The sequence below is a fragment of the Acinetobacter sp. YH16053 genome (assembly GCF_013417035.1).
GTDB classification, from domain to species: Bacteria; Pseudomonadota; Gammaproteobacteria; order Pseudomonadales; family Moraxellaceae; genus Acinetobacter; species Acinetobacter towneri.
Genome location: NZ_VPEP01000001.1, coordinates 192960 through 211829, shown reverse-complemented (window position 1 = coordinate 211829; position 18870 = coordinate 192960). Strand labels below are relative to the sequence as shown.

General features: G+C 40.7%; 16 protein-coding genes and 1 tRNA gene. 8 read left to right on the top strand and 9 right to left on the bottom strand.

The window, feature by feature from the left end; genetic code table 11:
* Window positions 1-40: 40 nt before the first annotated feature.
* Window positions 41-424, top strand: coding sequence for an SCP2 sterol-binding domain-containing protein (locus FTV43_RS01030; RefSeq protein WP_004972111.1), 384 nt, complete (start codon window positions 41-43; stop codon window positions 422-424).
* Between the two features lie 163 nt (window positions 425-587).
* On the opposite strand, the gene FTV43_RS01025 is transcribed toward FTV43_RS01030, so the two are convergent.
* The gene (locus FTV43_RS01025; protein WP_004972108.1) at window positions 588-1703 is read right to left on the bottom strand and encodes a transglycosylase SLT domain-containing protein; all 1116 of its coding nucleotides are present in this window, start codon (window positions 1701-1703) and stop codon (window positions 588-590) included.
* A gap of 363 nt (window positions 1704-2066) precedes the next feature.
* On the opposite strand from FTV43_RS01025, the gene greB reads away from it, so the two are divergent.
* Window positions 2067-2564 (top strand): transcription elongation factor GreB, encoded by a 498-nt coding sequence (gene greB / locus FTV43_RS01020; RefSeq protein WP_179994676.1) that lies wholly within the window; start codon window positions 2067-2069, stop codon window positions 2562-2564.
* 86 nt (window positions 2565-2650) lie between these two features.
* Window positions 2651-2740, top strand: a tRNA-Ser gene (locus FTV43_RS01015).
* A gap of 104 nt (window positions 2741-2844) precedes the next feature.
* Here FTV43_RS01015 and FTV43_RS01010 read toward each other — a convergent pair.
* Window positions 2845-3267 (bottom strand): hypothetical protein, encoded by a 423-nt coding sequence (locus FTV43_RS01010; RefSeq protein ID WP_179994675.1) that lies wholly within the window; start codon window positions 3265-3267, stop codon window positions 2845-2847.
* Window positions 3268-3332: 65 nt separating this feature from the next.
* Here FTV43_RS01010 and FTV43_RS01005 point away from each other — a divergent pair, with 65 nt between their 5' ends.
* A complete protein-coding gene (locus FTV43_RS01005) occupies window positions 3333-4391 on the top strand; it encodes a restriction endonuclease (protein WP_257224083.1) in 1059 nt (352 codons plus the stop codon).
* Between the two features lie 325 nt (window positions 4392-4716).
* Here FTV43_RS01005 and metH read toward each other — a convergent pair whose 3' ends face one another.
* On the bottom strand, window positions 4717-8406 hold the full coding sequence (gene metH, locus FTV43_RS01000) for a methionine synthase (protein WP_179994674.1): 3690 nt from the start codon (window positions 8404-8406) through the stop codon (window positions 4717-4719).
* Window positions 8407-8901: 495 nt separating this feature from the next.
* Here metH and FTV43_RS00995 point away from each other — a divergent pair, with 495 nt between their 5' ends.
* A complete protein-coding gene (locus tag FTV43_RS00995; protein ID WP_136144404.1) occupies window positions 8902-10518 on the top strand; it encodes an inorganic phosphate transporter in 1617 nt (538 codons plus the stop codon).
* A gap of 128 nt (window positions 10519-10646) precedes the next feature.
* Here the strand turns inward: FTV43_RS00995 and FTV43_RS00990 are convergent, their stop codons facing one another.
* The 3 genes from FTV43_RS00990 to FTV43_RS00980 all read right to left on the bottom strand — a co-directional run bounded on the left by FTV43_RS00990 (window position 10647) and on the right by FTV43_RS00980 (window position 13589).
* Window positions 10647-12194 (bottom strand): hypothetical protein, encoded by a 1548-nt coding sequence (locus FTV43_RS00990; protein ID WP_179994673.1) that lies wholly within the window; start codon window positions 12192-12194, stop codon window positions 10647-10649.
* Window positions 12195-12446: 252 nt separating this feature from the next.
* The gene (locus FTV43_RS00985; RefSeq protein WP_004972042.1) at window positions 12447-12641 is read right to left on the bottom strand and encodes a hypothetical protein; all 195 of its coding nucleotides are present in this window, start codon (window positions 12639-12641) and stop codon (window positions 12447-12449) included.
* Between the two features lie 330 nt (window positions 12642-12971).
* Complete coding sequence (locus tag FTV43_RS00980; protein ID WP_004972041.1) at window positions 12972-13589, bottom strand: rhomboid family intramembrane serine protease; 618 nt, start codon at window positions 13587-13589, stop codon at window positions 12972-12974.
* 157 nt (window positions 13590-13746) lie between these two features.
* Here FTV43_RS00980 and nfuA point away from each other — a divergent pair, with 157 nt between their 5' ends.
* On the top strand, window positions 13747-14385 hold the full coding sequence (gene nfuA / locus FTV43_RS00975) for a Fe-S biogenesis protein NfuA (protein ID WP_096900978.1): 639 nt from the start codon (window positions 13747-13749) through the stop codon (window positions 14383-14385).
* Window positions 14386-14458: 73 nt separating this feature from the next.
* Here the strand turns inward: nfuA and FTV43_RS00970 are convergent, their stop codons facing one another.
* Together FTV43_RS00970 and FTV43_RS00965 are read right to left on the bottom strand one after the other, a co-directional pair.
* Window positions 14459-15472, bottom strand: coding sequence for a hypothetical protein (locus tag FTV43_RS00970; protein ID WP_179994672.1), 1014 nt, complete (start codon window positions 15470-15472; stop codon window positions 14459-14461).
* An 18-nt stretch (window positions 15473-15490) separates the two neighbouring features.
* A complete protein-coding gene (locus FTV43_RS00965) occupies window positions 15491-16552 on the bottom strand; it encodes an alpha/beta fold hydrolase (RefSeq protein WP_026438298.1) in 1062 nt (353 codons plus the stop codon).
* Window positions 16553-16851: 299 nt separating this feature from the next.
* On the opposite strand from FTV43_RS00965, the gene FTV43_RS00960 reads away from it, so the two are divergent.
* Window positions 16852-17466, top strand: a complete 615-nt coding sequence (locus FTV43_RS00960) for a carbonic anhydrase (RefSeq protein ID WP_004972031.1) — start codon at window positions 16852-16854, stop codon at window positions 17464-17466.
* Between the two features lie 39 nt (window positions 17467-17505).
* On the opposite strand, the gene FTV43_RS00955 is transcribed toward FTV43_RS00960, so the two are convergent.
* A complete protein-coding gene (locus FTV43_RS00955) occupies window positions 17506-18135 on the bottom strand; it encodes an arylesterase (protein ID WP_179994671.1) in 630 nt (209 codons plus the stop codon).
* Between the two features lie 12 nt (window positions 18136-18147).
* Here FTV43_RS00955 and FTV43_RS00950 point away from each other — a divergent pair, with 12 nt between their 5' ends.
* Window positions 18148-18870 carry an ABC transporter ATP-binding protein gene (locus FTV43_RS00950; RefSeq protein ID WP_179994670.1) on the top strand — a complete coding sequence of 241 codons (723 nt, stop codon included), beginning with the start codon at window positions 18148-18150 and terminating at the stop codon, window positions 18868-18870.

The following is an 18870-nucleotide window of genomic DNA, read 5'->3' as shown; positions in this document are numbered from 1 at the left end:
GATAGACAACACACATGCACAAATATATTGAGGAAAAATCATGCCTGCTTTTTTAACTGATGATTGGTTTGCAACTGTAGAAAATCTAACGGCTCAAGCTGGTGATTTAAACCTACCTCCAGCACTTGCAAATCTGGCAATTAACTTAGTGGTGACTGATGCTGCAGGCAACACAGAATTGTCTTTAGATGGCGGTAAAATCCAAAAAGGTTTGGCGGACAACGCAAAAACAACATTAAATATGGATGCGGAAACTTTACGTAAAGTATTCCTAGAGTTTGACATGGCGGCTGCTATGCAAGCCTTTATGACAGGTAAAATCAAAGTACAGGGCGATATGTCACAATTAATGGCATTACAAACTGCAAAACCAAGCCAAGAACAAAAAGACTTATTTAAGAAGATTCTTGAGCAATCTGCTTAATTCAAGCGATTTACGCTGTAGCAGGCGAATTTCCCGCTATAGTACAAAAAAGCCTAGCTGAAGTATCAACTAGGCTTTTTTATGCACTGCAGCTTTAACAGCGCATTATTCATGTTTGAATTGCAGCTGATATACACTGCAACTCAATCACGCGAGGTAAATTTTAGATATTCACCAATTGCGGTGTGGTCTTAATATGCTCAAGGTAGGCGCGAATACGAGTCACATATTGCACTGCTTGACGATAACGACCGTTGCTCGCTTTGTTACGGTCTAAATACGCATATAGGTTAACCCAATTGTTCGGGTTTTTGCCTTGTGAGCGAATACGCTTCTGAATTTGACTGACTGCACCAGGACCCATGTTATAAGCGACTAGGGCATACCAGTTACGATCAGGAAATGGAATATGCTCATAACGGCTCAGCATTTGGTCATAATACTTAGCACCACCCTGAATACTTTGTGCAGGATCGGTACGGTTGCTTACGCCCATCGCTTTGGCTGTATTATTGGTCAGCATCATAATACCGCGCACACCTGTTGGCGAAACCGAGTTGGGTTTGAGGTAAGATTCCTGATAACCAATTGCCGCCAAAAGATGCCAGTCTAAATCGTACTGCGTGGCAGTCTTTTTAAAGTTGGCCTTATATAAAGGTAAACGATTACGCAAATCCCGCTGGATCACATCCCACGATTCTTGTTTGACCACATTACGATTATAAAATGAAGCCAATTGGGTAATTGAGCCGTTTTGCTTGCCACGACAAACAAAGTTGCTTGCGGTTTGGCTAAGTGGATCATCTGCGTGTTTAAACACCCAGTTCAGCTCACTATTTAAACCATTACGCTTTAAAGTATTTAAATCGCCACAACTGGCAGAAAATGCCGTGAGTTGCTGCTTTTCGATGCTTTGGATACTCGACGTGGTCATGGCAAAGTTCGCTTTACCAGAAGACACCCATTTTAAAGCGGTCGCATTGTCGCTTACCGTTTTAAATTCGAGTTTCACATTCATGCTGTCGGCATAGTTACGCACAAGGTCATAACCAAAGCCATGTAAATGTTGTCCATCTTTAAACACTGTGGTTGGATTTTCCACAGACACAACGGTCAATTTGTTCTGATTGACGACGCTGTCAAATTGATGAACGGCTTTGCCTGCGTTAATACTGTGGAATGGGAGAAGAACAGTACTGAAAGCGAGGACTTTGAATGGGAGGCGATTAAAAAATGAGTGAAGGCTAAGCCTAGACCCAGACGTTGAACTACTGTGCATGTTGGCTCCGCTACAAGTAATTTATGCCCTAAAAAGCAAAGGCAACACACCTTAAACTTTTTCAAGTTTGATAAATTCAATAAGGGTTGGGCAGTCATGACGTCATTCAAAATGACTTGGGATTAAAGGGAAAATGTGTAAAATTTATACACAGGTTAAAAAGTGATCAAAACTAAAAGATGTGCGAATAATAAAGATGAAAATTTTGGATGTCAAATTTTGTACATAAATTTTTTGAAAAATGTAACATAAGATATTCATTTCATTGAGAAATAAATTTTATAAATTTTTATTGTGTATAAAAATGCAATAAAATATAGGATTGATGTTAACCAAATGTAAAAAACCGGCTGCAAAAACACCATGAAATCTAACTTAATTACACGTTCTGGACACGATAAACTCGTGGCAGAGTTACAGCATTTGTGGCATGAAGAACGCCCTGAAATCACCAAAAAAGTAAACTGGGCGGCAAGTCTCGGCGATCGCTCTGAAAACGCAGATTACCAATATAACAAACAGCTTTTGCGTAAAATTGACCGTCGGGTACGTTATTTGGGCAAGCGTTTAGAAGAGCTGCGTATTGTCGATTTTGCACCGGAACAAGAGGGTAAAGTTTATTTTGGCGCATGGGTCGAAATTGAAAATGAACAAGGCGAGCAAAAGACCTTGAGAATTGTGGGTGAGGATGAAATTTATGATCATCATCCACAACATATTTCGATTGATTCACCTATGGCTCGGGCTTTGTTGTCTAAACAGGTAGATGATGAGGTGGAAGTGCAGACACCGCTAGGCAAAAAGAGTTGGTTTATTAATTCGATACGCTATGAAAAGCCTGAAATTGCAGAAAATGACTGATTTTTGATTTTATTTTGAACATTTGGATCATAATTTTTAGAAACTATTTGCCAAGCTGAATTTTTCTTTATATGATAGCCGCCATTGGAAGCGTGGCAGAGCGGTTTAATGCACCGGTCTTGAAAACCGACGAGGGTGTGAGTCCTCCGTGAGTTCGAATCTCACCGCTTCCGCCAAATATCAATGACTTAGCCCTGACATACTCAGGGCTTTGTTGTATTTGGGGTTTATGCAAGGTAAGCCTGTAGTAAGCATAATAAAAACTTGGTTTGAGTTTAAATTATTGTTCAAGACTAAATACAATCTCAAATTGGATACCATCCCAAATAGTTAATTCACCGATCCAATTGGTTTTTGCATTAAATCTTTCAGGGTATTGGCTGCCATCTTTGCCATCTAAAATATTTTGAAAATCCGAGCTTTTATCGAGCATAGCTATAATAGGTCTAATTTTTAATTTTTCTTCTAATGCTAGATCAAGGTTTTTCTTAAATTCATTACGTCCATTACCAGACCATCTATCAATACGGTCACGATAAACCTGTTTTCTTTCAGTTGGATGTTTAGATAATAAAGGTTTATGACCCCATAAACTAACAATTAGCTCATTATTAGAGCTAATTGAAGATACTGACCAGTTCGGATTTTTAAGATCAGCATCAAATTTTTTAAACTCAGAAACGATACCCACAATAATACTCATATTCAAATTAATCCTTATTTAAGATATGCTGAACGGCATAAATTACAAGTATTTAAGGTTAATAAATGTCTGATACTCCGACTGTTTGGGGTGTACACATGGGCGTACATGTTGGAACTGAGCCAGTTGAAAAAAATTACATTGGAATTGGCTGGTCAGAGTTAGGTGATTTAAGTCAGATTGATGCTGATAGGGAAGCCTTTAAATTTGCTTTGCAAGCAAAGCAACCTGATTCTTCAATGCCTTCTATCCGAACTCAGGTAGCCACAATTTACAGATTTATGCATGTGGTAAAAACAGGAGATTATGTGGTATACCCATGCAAATCGGATAGATTGGTCTATATTGGTATTATTAGTGGAGATTATGAGAGAGCTAATTCTGAAGACGAAGATGCTTATTTAAATCGTCGTCCTGTAACATGGCTAACACCTAATGGAGTCCCACGTAACAATTTTTCTCAAGTAGCGTTATATGAAATTGGTGCTTACATTACGTTGTTTGAAATTAAGAAAACAGCAGGTGATTTTTTAAATGCTGTAGGTATTGAATACCAAGCTACAATAAATAAAGACCCAATAGTTGAGTTACAAGAGCAAGAATTAGAACAAGAAGAAATACCCGATGATGAAACAGTAACTAAAGTAATTAATGAAACAGCAAAATATTCAACTGAAGATTTTATTATTCGCAGATTACATCAACATTTAAACGGTTATCAGTTTGAAGAATTTGTCGCTCATTTGCTTGAATGCATGGGGTATGTTGCTAGGGTTACTCAGAGGTCGGGTGATGGCGGTGTTGATGTTATTGCTCACAAGGATACACTTGGCTTCGAACCCCCTATTATTAAGGTTCAATGTAAAAAAACTTTAATATCTAATGGCTTACCTGAAATAAATCAACTTTTAGGTACTCTTGAAGATGGCGAATATGCTTTATTTGTTAATCTTGGAAGTTATAGTAATCAAGCAAAGAGTAAAGCTACGAATAAATCACGGTTAAGACTTATTGATGGTAAAGAGATTGTAGAGTTAATTTATCGTTATTATGAAGATTTTAAACCACAATATAGAGCTTTAATCCCTTTAAAGCAGGTTTTTATTCCTGATATTGGTGACTAATTCCTAGTATCGTCAGGATTTGTTGCCTAAACATTCAGAAGCCGAATTTTCCGAAATCCATTCAAATTTAAGTAACAACTCGAATATGTGGTCTGTCTAAGTCCGTAAATTTATTTAATGTAGTCATACGTACATGAATCTTAAAAGAAAATTCTACTTTTAGATTATTTTATTTTAGGGGGATTACGATCTTCCAATAATTTGATGCAATTTAGCTAAAACTTCCTTTTAACAAAAAACCAGTGAATTTTACAATTCACTGGTTTTTGAAATGACATTATGTAGAGCGCATAGGCCGATGTACTACCCAAGCGGCATAAAGCAATTAATTAATCGAATCATCCAAGTTTGGAGCTAACCAACGCTTCGCTTCATCTAAACTCCAGCCTTTACGCTGTGCGTAATCTTCAAGCTGATCTAACGAGATTTTACCCGCGTTAAAGTACTCAGAAGCAGGGTTGGCATAGTAGAAGCCGCTCACAGATGAAGGCGGCCACATTGCAAAGCTGCTCGTAAGCTGTGTGCCAATCTTTTCAGTCGAACCTAACCAGTTAAACAGTGTGGCTTTTTCAGAGTGCTCAGGGCACGCAGGATAGCCCGGTGCAGGACGAATCCCTACATATTTCTCTTTAATCAGCTCTTCATTGCTTAGCTGCTCATTCGGCTGATAGCCCCAGAATTCTTTACGAATACGCTCATGCAAATGCTCTGCAAATGCTTCTGCAAAACGGTCACCCAAAGACTGCACCAAAATGGCAGAATAGTCATCGCCTTTGGCTTTAAACTCATTGGCCATTTCTTCCGCACCAAAAATCGACACGGTAAAGCCGCCCAAGTAATCTTGCCCTTGCTCTGTAGTTGCGACAAAGTCTGCCAAAGACAAGTTTGGTTTACCTGTGACTTTGTCTGACTGTTGACGAATATGATGGAAGGTATGCGTTACTTGATTACGTGCTGCATCATATACTTGTACTGAATCTGCCGCAGAACGGTTGGCAGGGTAAATCCCAAAGACTGCACGTGCATCAAAGCGATTATTTGCAATAATATCTTTGAGCATGGCTTGCGCTTGGTTATATAAGTCGGTTGCAGCTTCGCCCACGACTTCATCTTCCAGAATTTTTGGGAATTTGCCTGCCAAACTCCAAGAAATAAAGAATGGTGTCCAGTCAAAGTATGGTAACAAGGTTTCAAGTGGGTAATTGGTTAGCACTTGTGTACCAATCAAGTTTGGTACTGCAGGTGTATAGTTGTCCCAATCAATTTTTAAACCATTGTCGATGGCTTCTGCATACGACAATTTCGCGGCTTTCGGTTGCTTGTTGGCAATACGTTCACGAATTTTAGCATATTCCGCACGATGCTCTGCAACAAAAGCAGGTTTCATTTCAGGGGAGAGTAAGGTTGTCGCAACACCAACGGCACGCGAAGCATCGGCAACATAAATCACTGCATCATTTGAGAACTGTGGATCAATTTTAACTGCAGTATGTGCTTTAGATGTGGTTGCGCCACCAATCAACAATGGAATGTTAAAGCCTTTACGCTGCATTTCTTTGGCAACAAAAACCATTTCATCTAAAGATGGGGTAATCAGACCAGACAAGCCAATGATATCGACTTTTTCGTCAATGGCAGTTTGCAGGATTTTTTCTGCAGGTACCATCACACCGAGATCGACAATATCGTATCCATTACAACCCAAGACCACGCCAACAATGTTTTTACCAATGTCGTGTACGTCACCTTTTACCGTTGCCATCAAGACTTTACCTTTAGACTGACCTTCGGTTTTTTCAGCTTCGATGTACGGGTTGAGCCATGCAACGGCTTGTTTCATCACACGGGCAGATTTCACCACTTGTGGCAGGAACATTTTACCTGCACCAAACAAGTCACCGACCACGTTCATGCCATCCATCAACGGGCCTTCAATCACATCTAATGGACGTTTGGCTTTCAGGCGCGCTTCTTCGGTGTCTTCATTAATAAAGGTGGTGATGCCTTTAACTAAAGCGTACTCAAGACGTTTTTCGACAGATTCACTACGCCATTCTAAGTTTTCTTCGGCTTTTTGTGCGCCTGATTGACCACGATATTTTTCTGCCACTTCTAGCAGTTTTTCTGTGGCATCCTGACCGCTTTCGCCTTGGTTCTGGTTCAGAATAACCGCTTCAACCGCATCTTTTAGTTCTTTTGGGATGTCATCGTAAATGGCTAGCTGACCGGCGTTCACAATGCCCATGGTCAGGCCTTGTTTAATCGCATAGTACAGGAACACCGCATGAATCGCTTCACGCACTGGCTCATTACCACGGAAGGAGAACGACACGTTAGAAATACCACCTGAAATCATAGCATGTGGTAGGTTTTGTTTAATCCAGCCTGTGGCTTCAATAAAATCGACGGCGTAGTTGTTGTGTTCTTCAATACCTGTCGCAACTGCAAACACGTTCGGGTCAAAAATAATGTCTTCGGCAGGGAAGCCAACATCATTGACCAAGACATCATAAGAGCGTTTACAAATTTCGCGTTTACGTGCTGCAGTGTCGGCTTGTCCGACTTCGTCAAAGGCCATAACAATAACTGCTGCGCCGTATTGGCGGCAGAGGCGGGCTTTTTCGACAAACTCGTCATAGCCTTCTTTTAAAGAAATAGAGTTGACGATGGCTTTACCTTGTACGCATTTCAAGCCTGCTTCAATGATTTCCCATTTTGAGGAGTCAATCATGATGGGTACGCGAGAAATATCAGGCTCAGAGGCTACCAAGTTCAAAAAGTGCACCATCGCACCTTCTGAATCGAGCATGCCTTCATCCATGTTGATGTCGATGATTTGCGCACCGCTTTCTACCTGTTGACGAGCAACATCTAAGGCTTCGGCAAAGTTTTCTTCACGAATTAAACGCAGGAATTTTTTAGAACCTGTGACGTTGGTACGTTCGCCCACGTTTACAAATAAAGAGTCATCATAAATGTTAAATGGTTCTAAACCACTTAAACGGCATGCAGGTTTAATCTCTGGAATTTTACGCGGTGGAATGTCTTTTACCGCATTGTAAATCGCGCGGATATGATCAGGCGTTGTACCACAGCAACCGCCTGTAATATTGATCAAGCCGCTTTCAGCAAATTCTTTGAGGAAAGCTGCGGTTTCTTCAGGCGTTTCATCATAACCACCAAATGCGTTGGGTAAGCCCGCGTTCGGGTGTGCAGAAACAAACACATCGGCAACGTCTGAAACGGTTTTAACGTGTGGACGCATGGCATCTGCGCCCAAAGCACAGTTAAAACCAATTGAAAGTAAATCACCATGACGTACCGAGTTCCAGAACGCTTCTGCAGTTTGACCCGTTAAGGTACGGCCTGAAGCATCAGTGATGGTGCCAGAAATCATTAATGGCAACTCACGACCGAGTTGTTTGAATACTTCTTTAACCGCAAAAATGGCAGCTTTACAGTTTAAGGTATCAAACACAGTTTCAATGAGCAGAATATCTGCACCACCTTCAATTAAGGCATGCGCAGCTTCAATATAATTTTCTTTGAGTGCATCAAACGTAATGTTACGGAATGCAGGGTCATTTACGTTGGGTGAAATTGAACAAGTACGAGATGTCGGGCCGAGTACACCTGCCACAAAACGTGGTTTGTCTGGGGTTGAATATTTTTCGCAGGCCGCTTTGGCCAAACGTGCTGCTTCACGGTTAATTTCAGGAACTAAATCTTCCATGTGGTAGTCAGACATAGAAACCCGAGTGCCGTTAAAGCTGTTGGTTTCAATAATGTCTGCGCCTGCATCTAAATAGGCTTCGTGAATGCCCTGAATAATTTGCGGTTGGGTCAGTACCAATAAGTCATTGTTACCTTTAAGGTCATGTGCCCAATCTGCAAAGCGTTCACCACGATAATCGGCTTCTTCCAATTGATGGCGTTGAATCATAGTACCCATGGCACCATCGATAATTAAAATTCTTTGGGCAAGAAGCGCTTTCAGGGTGGTAAGCGTGGACATAAAAAACCCTTTATGACTGAATCCGAAATGAGCGCTATTTTAGCAGAGTTCGCTACGCTTTCGTGCACTTGAAACAGATACGGAGACAGGAAGTCTGAAAAATTGTGTATAAAGCGGTATTTTTAGGATTTTGCTGTAGCTTTTGAACCTAAATAAAAGTTGTGATGAGGAACATTCTAATTGTGATTTTCTTTAATGCGTCATCGCTTTGTCATATTGCTCAGGCAAAATTGGCTCACGGTGAATTTTGTCTGACACTTTAGGCAAATATGACAAAGGTGTAACAATCTAAATTTGAGAGAATGGCATAAGAAAAGTAGGTTTATTTATTCTAAGTGTTTAAATTTAAAAGTTAATTTTAATTTTATGCACAAAAAAACAGCTTAAAGTCTGAAAATAAAGTATGAAAGTTGCTTTATATAGCAGCTCTTTGTCATATAATTGTCACAATTTAATTGAACAATAAGGGGATTTTAAATCCTCTTTTCTGCTTGCATGAATTCTAATCCAACTCCTGTAGATTCAGCACACAAGTCGACCACTAAATCGACCAATGTTCATGTGCCTACACCGAAATTTTTTATGCCGGTGTTTTTAACGATCATCGTTTCTACCCTTATTTATATTGGTTTCCAATTGTCTGCGGACTTATCCCACGTGCCTGCGCTAAGCATGTACTCGGTGATTTTATTGGCGACCGCTTTATTTATTGCCTTAGGCTTTGAATTTGTGAATGGTTTCCACGACACAGCTAACGCAGTGGCAACGGTTATTTATACCAATGCCCTGTCTGCACCTGTGGCAGTAATGTGGGCGGGTTTCTGTAACTTCCTTGGGGTGATGGTCGCCAGTGGCGCAGTTGCCTACGGTATTATTGCCTTACTTCCAGTCGAATTGATTATGAATGTCGGTTCAGGCGCAGGCTTTGCCATGGTTTTTGCCATGTTGATTGCCGCGATTGTCTGGAACTTGGGAACGTGGTACTTCGGTATTCCTGCTTCAAGTTCGCACACTTTAATCGGTTCGATTTTAGGTGTGGGGATTATGAACTACTTGATTAACTCAGGTGCGGGTGCAAGTGGTGTAGATATGGAACAAGTCATGAAAGTGGGCAAGGCTTTATTGTTCTCGCCACTGATTGGTTTTGCTTTTGCTGCGATTTTGTTCTTCTTGGTGAAAAAAATCTTCAAGAAACAAATGGAGTTGTTCCAGCCGCCTGAAGGCAATAAGCCACCACCACCACTGATTCGTGCCATTCTAATTTTTACTTGTACTGGGGTAAGTTTTGCGCATGGTTCAAACGATGGTCAAAAAGGCATGGGTTTAATCATGTTGATTTTGATCGGGATTGTCCCGTTGGCGTACTCATTAAATAAAGAGTTAGGCCAAAACCACATTCAATCGTTCCAGCAGCTTTCAACGCAAACGGCTGATGTGATTTATCCACAACATGCCGATATGCCAGATGAAAAAGCGCGTCAGATTATTACTAGTTATATTCAGACCAAAGAAATTACTCCTGAAGTCGTGCCTGCTTTGGCAAGCTTAACTGACCATTTGGGTGAGCGTGTGGGTCAATATGGCAACTTGAAAGATGTGCCTGAAGCTGAAGTAGCAGAAATGCGTAATGATATGTATTTAAGCACGACTTCATTCAAGCGTTTAGACAAAGCCAATGCCTTGCCTGAAATGTCGGAAGAACAGAAAAAAGTGGTTAAAAGCTACCGCAGCCATTTAGATTCATTCTTACAATACATTCCAACTTGGGTCAAAGTTGCCGTTGCCTTAGCACTAGGCTTGGGTACGATGGTCGGCTGGAAACGTATTGTGGTGACTGTTGGTGAACGTATCGGTAAGCAGCACATGACTTATGGTCAAGGTATGTCTGCCGAGCTTGTGGCAATGTCAACTATTGCTGCTGCAGATGGTTTGGGGATGCCAGTTTCAACTACACACGTACTGAACAGTGCGGTGGCAGGTACCATGGTGGCAAATAAATCGGGTCTGAATTTCCAAATGGTGCGTACAATTCTTTCGGCTTGGATTTTCACTTTACCTGCGACAATTTGTTTATCGGGTAGCTTGTTCTGGTTGTTCTTAAAAGTGTTTTAATCCATTCTCAACTTTTTTGAGTGGTTGAAAAAAGCGCTGTGATGATACAGCGCTTTTTTTATACCTGCAGATCAGTCTAGAGAAATATTTGCAGGCAAGTTTTTGAATAGATAGATTAGCGGTTTACATTACTTTTTAAATTTTTGGATGACTTTGTCCAGCGGTAATTTATCTGCAGCAAAGCCATAGAGCGCAGCGAAAGGTAGGGCCGTTCGTGCCAAATACGCCACGCGCCACAATCCACCATGGTTCGCACCTTCCATCATCAATTCGAGCGGATGCTCAAGTTTCACTTCAGGATTGGCTGCCGAGTTTGGATTGCGTAAGTCATGAATCCACAATGCCGCCATAATCGCATTGGTGGTTTCAGGGCTAAATGCTTCAACATCAAACAAACTTGCGCCACTAAATGCTGCTTTGAGTAATGGATTTTTGGTCACAGAGTGTGTGGTGGTCGAAGGTGCAATATTGATGCTGACATGCTGTCCTTGATGACGCGCTAAAATTGCACGCCATTGCTGGATGCGTTTTGCTAAAGCATAGTTTGGCCCTTGTTCAACCACCAAACAGTCGGCAATACCATAATGTTGACCATTGTCTGAAGCAATTAAATTATGCAGATTCTTTTGGAAGAAATGACTGCGTGAAATGGTTTCAATACTTTTGGTGAGTAGCTTTTGCCCTTGTGAACGCTGCTGAAACTTCTCTGCCGATGCGCTAATCACTTCTTCAGGAACGGCATAAACATCGGTTGGGGTACACATAAACATAAGGCTGCTATCAGCTTTGTGTTCGCTGACATATTGCATAATGGCATCCATCGCCATCGCAACACGCACGTGTTTTTCACCATCTAAATAGGCAATGGCTGCTAAATCTAGCGTTTCAGGTTTTTGAGCTAACCATTGTGCAATTTCTGGGGTTTGTGTCAGTAGATTTGCACCCAACTGTTCTGTTAAAATATCAAGTGGGGTATCTGCCGCGAGTTGTGTTGTACTGGGTGCATATAAGGTGGCATTGCCTTGTTGCACAGTGCTTAAAATTTTATTCCACACACGGCTATTTGGTAAATCGACTGCAATAATATTGGCTTTCCATTTGGCTAACCATGTGAGTGGCCCTGCTTCTGAAGCTGCACCAAATAGCACCATGTTACGGTCAGACAAATCAAACCATTCAGGATGCGCCATTGCAGCATTTAACGCTTCGGCATGACTTGGTTCAATAATGCCTGCTGCTAGCCAAATTGCAATTTGATCTAGTAGAGCTTGACCTTGTAACTTTTGCCCACGATACGGCACATACCATTCGGGTGCTGCTTGGCTGCTGCCTTGTAATTTAAAGGTATGTAAAGTTTCAGTAGGCAAGTGCATGACATCTTTCAGCACATATTTTTGCTCATGACGATAAAACTCAAAACTTTGATGCGCTTTTCTTAAACCATCTTCTGCAATTTGAATTGCGTTAGCTTGTTCACGAATACCATTGGTCACGAGGGCTTTAAAGTATTTTGGATAGTGTTTACGCCAGTTTTTTTCTGCCAAAGCATCGACTGAGCTTTGATGATCGACTGTGGCTAAGGCTTCGGCAATAATTTGTTTGCCCGTGCTTGAGGTGCTGGGTTTATGATTTTCTGGATGAATTGGAAACTGTAAGCCATCGTAAGAAGTGGACATGCAAAAACTCGCAAACTAAATTGAAATTAATATACAGATGTATACATTATCTATGCCAAGTTGCGATATGGGGTAGCAAAAACTACCAAAATTGAGTGAAATTTGAATAAAAAAACCTTCACGAAGTGTAAAGGTTTTTAATGTGAATGAAATGTTGTTGAGATTTAAAGGTTAGTGTTTAAATGTCTAGGTTCGAATCATAAATGAGTCTGATGCTGTATCAACAATGTTTTATTCACTCAGACCAACAGCTTAACAACGTCCTTTTTTCGCCTGACCTGGAGGACAAAAATCACCATCACCATGCGGATGTTGGTGTGGATAATAGCCTTTCGGGTAGATCGTGCGGTCAGGATCAATCACTACACTGCCTTCAGGGGTATGTACGGCACAGGCGCTTAATCCTAGACTGAGTAACAGGGCGCTTAGAAGTGCAAACTTTTTCATGGCTGACTCCTGATTGCTTGATAGTTTTAGTCTTTATATTCTTAGTATAAGTGCTTGGTATAAGTGCTTGTCGAGTAACTGCATGTTATTTGTTGTGTGCTTTATGCTGTATTGGATCATTCAGATGCTTTCATCAATCAAAAATACTTATCAGCAGTTCATAAAATGACGATTGAAAGTCGTTTTTCCCAATGAGAGAGGCTGAAGATGAGAGGCAATAAATGATGGTGTTAAGCGGATTTATGAAAGCAGTCTATTGACGGATTTGAAAATTCTTTAAAGTAGCAACGACTCAGTGGTAGATGTACCGAGTCGTTATAGTTTCAAAAGTTAAAACGGCAGTTGCGCCAGTTTATTCAGGAAGTGAGGCAAGATGCGTGGTTCAATTAAAATAGTCACAATCACACCATAGGCCGCACCCCATAAATGCGCACTGTGATTAATATTGGAATTGCCGCGTTTACCCGACCAAATGCTATACGCTACATACAGTATTGCAAAAATAATGGCAGGCACTGGAATAAAGAACACGAAAATCAACTTCCACGGCTCAAACAAAATATAGGCAAACAACACCGCAGATACAGCACCAGATGCGCCTAAGCTCGCCCAACGATGGTCATTTTTATGCTTTAAATAACTTGGAATAATCGCGGCAATCAAACCACCCAAATAGAATAAAACAAAGCCTAAATCATAGACGTATTGGCGATAAAAACTTTCAATAATGCTGCCAAAGAAAAACAGGGTAATCATATTGAACAGCAAATGCGCACCATCGGCATGCACAAAACCATGGGTAATGAAGCGATCGTATTGTCCACGTTGCATGGCAGGCGGCCAAAAGATCAGGCGATTCATTAATTCTTGTTTGGAAAATGCCAACATAGACACAATGACCGTAATAATGATAATGGTCACGGTATGATTAAAAGGTAAATCGAGCATAAACGCCTATTCTTTTACTTGAATTCTGCTGTAATAATGCATCAAAACTGAGTTTGAGTCGAACTTTAGGAATAAATCCGACAATTTTGGTTGATTTTTTTTTATTCCCCCGCATCTTCAGTTAAAATAGCCACTTCAGCTTGAGGAAATTATTGTTATGTCGACTGAGAACAGCAGCACAGCAGTTGTAGATGAAATTCCAAACTTATTGATTACGCCAACTGCTCAAGAGTATTTGAAGGATTTATTGGCAAAGCAAAATACACCGGGTATTGGTGTGCGTGTTTTTGTGGAAAATCCTGGTACACCGCGTGCTGAATGTTGCATGGCTTATAGTGCGCCCGATGAAGTTGTACCTACAGACTACAAACAGGAATATCCAGACTTTCCTGCATTTATTGATACGCCGTCTATTCCATATTTATTGGATGCCGTAATTGACTACAACAAAGACCGTTTTGGTGGTCAATTGACTTTCCGTGCACCGAACTCAAAAGTGCCACGCGTAGGCCCAGATGCTTCAGTAGAAGAACGCATTACTTATGTTTTACAGTCTGAAATTAACCCAGGTTTAGCAGGGCATGGTGGTAACTGTGCTTTGGTTGAAGTGGTTGAAGATGAAGAACACGGCTTAACTGCAGTATTGAAATTTGGTGGCGGTTGCCAAGGATGTTCAGCGATTGATGTGACTTTAAAGCAAGGTGTTGAAACAACCTTGAAACAACACGTACCTGAATTGATGCGTGTGGTGGATCAGACTGACCACAGTCAATCTGAAGGTGCTTATTTTAAATAAGCTCTAAGCCTCGCTTAAAAATAACCTCCTAAATTTTAGGAGGTTATTTTTTATCTGAAATTGTCAACAGACCCTATTCATTCGTTTGTAGATTTAAAATTTGTTGTGTTTTTTCAGAATAATAAAATTTCTCTAAATAATGGCGCGCACGTTGCTTTAAATAGCCTTCAGCGATCATTTTTTGAATGACTGGATTTAACAGTTGTTGTAATTGTTGTTGGACTAGCGCTTCATCAATGTTTAAGTCGTGCAATAACAAGTCAAAAGGGCGCGCCTGATTGCGTACATACCACGCATAAACCCCATCATGCACTTGCTGTTTCAAATAGTCACTTTGGCGTAAATGATCCCAAATTTCATGTCCTAAATTGACAGTTTGGGATAGGTCTTGTACTTCAATATAATTTTTTAAAACGGAAAGTGGCAAGTCTTTAACTTTGTGCCATAAATTGGCTTGGAAGTGATACAGTTTTTCCTCATCAAAATGTTGATTAAGCACCGACTCGCTCATTTGAGTCAGCTTCTGCACATTTTTTTGCAAATAAAGCTGAATGGTCTGGTCTAAATTGGTATCGGTAACGCTTTCCAAAACCGATTTACCCATTTTCATAAAACGCGATACGCCAGGCACGCTTTTGGCGATCACCGAATTATCCATATAATCCTGAATGGAATGTTGAATGAGTTGGGTAATCATGGCGGCAAAGGCAGGATTATTCACCACGGCTTTAATCAAACGCTGACGATGTCCACTTTTACTTGCAACATATTGTGCAATTTTGTCGATGGTCAGCACAGGTATCACATCGGCAATTTTACTGCTGTCATTAACAGGGTGTACCAGTGCAAAACGAATATGCTCAGCAATTTGTTCCACTAAAAATGAACTGGCAGGTGTATTTAAAATTTGATGTTGAATCAGTTGATGAATGGCTTCAGATGTCCATAAATCTTGTAAGCTTTGTTTGCGAAACCATTGGTAAAACTGCACAAATTCAGTTTGTACCATTTCACTTTGGTTAAATTCTTGATCTAAAAAATCAAGCTGAGCTTCAATTAGTTGCTCAATGATGGGATGTTTCTGCATGAAGGTTTTATATAATAATTAATTTAGAGGAATCAGTTTATCAGCAAGTGGGTTTTTTAGGTTCTGAGTTTTAGCCAGAAACGGCAAATAATATTGTGCGACTTGTTTTTCAGCTTCCAATAACGGCATGTGTCCAACATTATTAAGAATCACAGGTGTTTCGGCGCGTTTGAGTAAAGATTGTAATTCCTTCGCCACTTCAACATTAATAATGCGATCTTGCTTACCCCATAAAATCAGGGTCGGTGCTTCAATTGATCCTGCTAAACGTGCAAATGAGTCTGGAGTATAAATACGGTTGAGTTTGACAATTTGCTCAATTGCTTTACGGGTTTGTTCTGAGCGAGAAATCAGGACTTCTTCTTGCGCATGTTGAATTTGTGAGGTCATGGCAGGCGGGCTTTGCATGATTTGTTTGGCGACGTCGGCTAAATCGCCATGTTTGCTCACAATTAAGTCATTTAAAGATAATGGATTTTTGGTGTAAGGCGTATTAGCAAGTTTATAAATGCCTGCACTATTGAGTAAAAATAAACTTTGCGTATCAAAAGGATATTGCGAGGCATACACGGTTGCAATTGAGCCGCCTAAAGAATGTCCTGCCACGTGTAAGTTTTCTTCACAGTCAATTGCTTCAATAAATTGACGCAGTTGTGAAGTTACATTCGGAACTGAATTATCAAAATTGCTTGGAGTTTTGGTGTCACCGCTATTGGGTAAATCTGGAATAATCACATGATAATGTGGGGTTAAAAATTGCGCGACACGGTTCCAATTATCACGTGTGCCTGCCAAACCATGAATCAATAAAATTGTGGGTTTGCTGTGCGAGCCACCTTCGTTATAGCTCCAGACGACATCTCCAACACGAATGCTTTTAGAGCTTAGTCCTGCTTGTTTGCGCTGTTGCTGAAAATGATTTTGTAATAGTTTAAGTTCAGTTGCGTTGCTGTTACTGGCGTTATTGTTTTTTGTGAAGGTATATGGATTGGGCGCAGCGCTTTGCACAAGGCAAGATGTACTTAGTCCCAAAGCCAATAAAGTCGTATGTAGATAACGTGATCGAATAAATTTCATCATGAAAACGTCTTCCCCTGACGAACCCAAAACAGGCTCCAATAATGATAGGCACTAGCTCTTAGGTCTAATTGCACAAGTGTATTCTGTCTATTGTAGGCGTTTAAAAATGAAAGTCATCCCTTGCTTTTTTGATCAAAGCTTTGAAATTGGTAGAAAATGTGACCTATCTCAATAAAAAGTGAAAAAATTTATAACAAAAATGAATAAAGAAAAGCGCAGCTGCATATTTTTTTGCAAGTGACATTCATAAAAACTGGCTTTAGAATATCGCAACTTCAAAGATCGGTGGTAAATCAAGAATGCTAACAGCTCAAGAAGCTTTAGAACGTCTTAAACAAGGAAACCAACGTTTTGTTTCTGGTGATACCAGACATCCGAAGCAATTGTCGCACCAACAGCGTGCAGAAATGGCAGAAGACCAAAATCCATTTGCCATTATTTTAGGATGTTCAGATTCACGTGTTCCTGCAGAAATGGTATTTGACCAAGGATTGGGTGATCTTTTTGTAATTCGTGTTGCGGGCAACGTGGTTGCGCCATCACAGGTAGGTAGTGTTGAATTTGCGGCAGAGCGTTATGACTGTGCTGTGGTTGTTGTCTTAGGACACAGTCACTGTGGTGCAATTCAAGCGACAATTGATACTTTAATGTGCCCAGACTGTCCACCATCGGCAAATTTAATGTCGATTGTGAACCGTGTTCGCCCTTCAGTTGAAACCTTAATGCAGACTGAACTGAAAAATGATTTGGCGAAATTGTCTAAGCATGCAGTACGTTCCAATGTATTTGCATCGGTAAATCAATTGCGTCATGGTTCAGCAGTTTTAGAAAACCTGATTGAACAAGGTCAGTTGAAAGTAGTCGGTGCAGAATATTCACTGGAAACAGGTGAAGTGGTTTTTTTTGATTTTTAATCCGAACCGCACAGCAATTAGATTTTCCTCAAAGGCGCTTTATAAAGCGCCTTTGATATATGGATAAGCATTATTTAGCAAAATAGGCTGAGCTTTGGCATTTGGATGAATCAAATCTTTTTGCATCAATTGCTTATTGCCCGCAACACCCTCTAAGAAAAACGGCAGCAGTTTAATTTTATACTGCTGACTAACCACTTTGTAGTTGTTTTCAAAAGCCTTGCCGTAAGCTGTGCCATAGTTTGGTGGCATCTTCATGCCAAAAATCACCACTTTTGCCTTAGCTTTTTGGCTGTGCTGAATCAGACTGGCTAAATTTTTTTGAATCATTTGTGGTGGTTGTCCACGCAAGCCGTCATTACCGCCTAACTCAATGACTACAACGTCTGGACGATGGGTCTGCAGCAATTTAGGCAGGCGAGCCAAAGCGCCACTGGTGGTTTCACCACTGACACTTGCATTGACCACTTTATGCTGTTTCGGATACTGTTGGTCTAAACGTTTTTGCAATAAGTGAACCCAACCTTGTTGTGGTTGTATGCCGTAACCTGCACTTAAACTGTCGCCCACAATCATAATGGTTTTTGCAGACAGCGTGAGCGGACTTAAGCACAGCCCAAGTAGTAACACACGAGAAAGAACACGACTGTTTAGATTGCGATTTTGCATAATGGGAAACGTATGACTCAAAATACCGAAGAATCTAATATCATGCCACAAACCATCATTTCTGCCCAAAATTTGACACAAAAGATACAACTTGCACAAAAACAATTGACCATTTTCGAGAATTTAAACCTCGATATTCAGGCAGGTGAACAAGTGGCCATTACAGGTCGTTCGGGTTCAGGAAAATCGACCTTATTGGGTATTTTGGCAACATTAGATCAGGCCAGCAGTGGAAAATTGGTGGTGTGTGGTGAGTCAATTGCAGAATTAAACGAAGAACAACGTGCAGAAGTTCGTTTAAAGCATATTGGTTTTGTGTTCCAGTCATTTCAGTTATTGCCGCATTTGACAGCATTGGAAAATGTGATGTTGCCGCTACGTTTGCAGGTAAAATTCAAATATGCAGAGGCAGAACAAAAAGCCCTCAATTTGCTGAAACGAGTGGGTTTAGAGCGTCAGGCGCAGCAAACGCCCAAAGTACTTTCAGGTGGAGAACAGCAGCGTGTTGCCATTGCGCGTGCTTTAATTCGTGAACCCAAAATCATTTTTGCTGATGAACCAACAGGAAATCTGGATGGTGAAACTGCAACAGAAATTGAACAATTGTTATTTGAGTTGAACCGTGAATTGGGCACTACTTTGGTTTTGGTGACGCATGACCCTAAACTTGCTGCACAATGTCAGCGCCACTATGCCTTGATAGATGGTCAATTAATTGACCAGTCGGGAGGATGA